Source organism: Mycobacterium talmoniae, from assembly GCF_001854525.1.
GTDB lineage: Bacteria > Actinomycetota > Actinomycetes > Mycobacteriales > Mycobacteriaceae > Mycobacterium > Mycobacterium talmoniae.
On sequence record NZ_MLQM01000301.1, the window covers coordinates 1 to 2782 of the forward strand.

Here is a 2782-nt window from a genome sequence, read left to right on the forward strand (position 1 = left end):
CCCACGCCCCCACCGCCCTCCACCCCCTCTCTCCCCCATCCCCGCCCTCCCCTCCCCCCGACCCCGCACTTTCTCTCCTCCGCCCGCCCCGGCCGCTAGAAGGGTCCAGGAGGCTCCCCGTCGCCCCTCCGGTCCCGTCTTAGTGTCACCCTCCTGCTCCCACCCCCCCCTGCGGGGCTGTAGCGGTCCCCCCCGCCCCCGCCGGCCCCGCAAATTCCGGCGAGTCCGGCACCCGCCCCGAAGGCGGCGATCGACAAGGACGGCACCTACAAGGTCGGCACCGACATCGCGCCGGGCACCTACAGTTCGGAGGGTCCCGCCGGTGACGGGGTGTGCTACTGGAAGCGGTTGAGCGGCGACAAGATCGTCGACAACGCGATGACCAAGAAACCGCAGGTCGTGCAGATCGAGCCGAGCGACACCGCCTTCAAGACCGACCACTGCCAGCCCTGGCAGCTGGTCGACTGCCCGCCCACCTGTCCGCCGCCGCAGCAAGCGCCGCCGCCGGGCCTGGGCCTGCCGCCCATCCTCCCGCCGGCGCCGGGTCGACCATAAAGGATCCCCGCCTCCGACGTCACAATCGGATCACGTTGGTCACGAGGCAATTACGGCCCGCGCGGCCAGATGGTGGGCGGCCTCTGCTCTGTTAGCTTCCCGGTGAGACAACCGACGAGGCAGGGGAGAACGGCCGGTGTGGGCGATGTGCGTGCGCAAGGTTTCCCGGATACGGCCGCGCCGCGTCGCCGCGGTCACGCTGTTAGCGGCGGCGCTGCTGGGCCTGGCCAGCGCGCCCAGCTGTACGCCCACGTCCGCCGCGTTCTCCCGTAAGGGCCTGCCGGTCGAATACCTGGAGGTGCCGTCCCCGGCGATGGGCCGCGACATCAAGGTCGAATTCCAAGGCGGCGGCCCCCAAGCGCTGTACCTGCTCGACGGCCTGCGCGCCCAGGACGACAACAGCGGCTGGGACATCAACACCGCTGCGTTCGAGTGGTTTTACCAATCCGGTATATCGGTCATCATGCCGGTGGGCGGTCAGTCCAGCTTCTACACCGACTGGTACAAGCCGGCCTGCGGCAGCGCCGGCTGCCAAACCTACAAATGGGAGACCTTCCTGACCCAGGAGTTGCCGTCCTGGCTGGCCGCCAACCGGACGGTGTCGGCGGTCGGCAACGCGGTGGTGGGCCTGTCGATGGCCGGCGGTGCGGCGTTGACCCTGGCGATCTGGCACCCCGCGCAGTTTGTCTTCGCCAGCTCGCTGTCCGGTTTCCTCAACCCGTCACAAGGGTTGTGGCCCACCATGATCGGCTTCGCGATGAAGGACGCCGGCGGCTACACCGCAACGGATATGTGGGGAACAGCCAACGATCCCGCCTGGCGCCGCAACGATCCGATGGTCAACATCGGCCGGTTGGTGGCCAACAACACCGCGATCTGGGTGTACTGCGGTAACGGCACGCTGTCGGATCTCGACGGCGCCGGTGATTTCGGCACGCAGTACAGCGCGCAGTTCCTGGAGAACATCACCGTGAAGACCAACAAGGAGTTTCAGCAGAAGTACCTGGCGGCCGGTGGCCACAACGGGGTGTTCAAGTTCCCGGCCAGCGGCACGCACAGCTGGGGTTATTGGGGCTCGCAGCTACAGGAGATGAAACCCGACCTGCTGCGGGTCCTGGCCGGCCCGCCGCAACCGGCGGCCCCGCCACCGGGTGCACCGCAGCCCGGCGTGCCGGCGCCCGTCGCCCAGCAACCGGGCGTGCCGGGAGCGGTCCCCGCGCCGAACACCGTTGGCGTCCCGCAAGCCGTGGTTCCGCAACCGGCCGTGCCCCAGGCCGTCGTCCCGCAACCGGTTGTACCGCAAGCGGTCATCCCTCAGCCGGTTGTACCGCAAGCCGTCGCACCACAACCGGTCGTGCCACAAGCCGTCGTCCCGCAACCCGTCGCACCCCGGTAAACCCAAACCCTCGCACTGACGCCGTCGTCCGCGGGTCGGCGATCACCCACCCGAGGATTCGGAAGGCTGGGCGCTTGTCGGCCGGCTAGCCGGACAATGCGATCTGTTGCACGGTGGCCGTTTCACCCGACACTCACTCGGATTGTTATGATTCTGTGACCTTTAAGGGCGTGTCTTGAGGCTTTTCGACCCAAGTTTTGTCGGACCCCGTGGCTAGCGTCGGGGGTATGGAAACGGCTAGCCGCGAACAGATCGTCGAAGCTTTCGACGCGTTGGCCGCCGATATGAACCGGTTGTTGGAGTTGGACTTTGAAGCCCTGACCACCCCGGAACGCCTGGACATGTTGGAGCGCTGCGAGGTGCTGCGCCGCCAACTGCCCGCCGTCGAGCACCCGTTGATCAACCAGCTCGCCGACTACGCCGACACCTCGGAGTTAGGTGCCAAACTGCGCTGGGCGCTGGCCGATCGGCTGCTGATCACCCGCGGCGAAGCCGGCCGCCGCATCACCGAAGCCACCGACCTCGGGCCCCGGCGCTCAGTCACCGGACAACCCGTGGAACCCTTGTTGCCCACGGTGGCCGCCGCCCAACGCGCCGGACACCTCAACTCCGCCCACATCCGGGTAATCCGCGACTTCTTCAGCTACCTATCCGAACGCGTCGACACCACCACCCGAACCCAAGCCGAAACCAACCTGGCCGACTGGGCCACCCAGATGCGCCCCGACCACCTCCAGAAACTGGCCGTGCGCTACGCCGACACCCTCGACCAAGACGGCGACTTCACCGACCACCAACGCGCCCAACGCCGCACCCTGGTGCTCGGCCCGC

3 protein-coding genes are annotated in these 2782 nt (G+C 67.9%); all 3 read left to right on the forward strand.

Annotation, left to right across the window (positions count from 1 at the left end):
- Positions 1-330: 330 nt before the first annotated feature.
- The gene (locus BKN37_RS28180; RefSeq protein WP_071030277.1) at positions 331-555 is read left to right on the forward strand and encodes an Rv1352/Rv1906c domain-containing protein; all 225 of its coding nucleotides are present in this window, start codon (positions 331-333) and stop codon (positions 553-555) included.
- Between the two features lie 145 nt (positions 556-700).
- Positions 701-1951, forward strand: a complete 1251-nt coding sequence (locus tag BKN37_RS26730; RefSeq protein ID WP_071030279.1) for an esterase family protein — start codon at positions 701-703, stop codon at positions 1949-1951.
- Between the two features lie 227 nt (positions 1952-2178).
- The coding region (locus BKN37_RS26735) for a DUF222 domain-containing protein (RefSeq protein WP_131823717.1) at positions 2179-2782 on the forward strand (604 nt) is incomplete at its 3' end.

Bases quoted from the DNA above. Each gene is read 5' to 3' on its own strand.
- BKN37_RS26730 (WP_071030279.1), top strand. From the start codon at position 701: ATGTGCGTGCGCAAGGTTTCCCGGATACGGCCGCGCCGCGTCGCCGCG.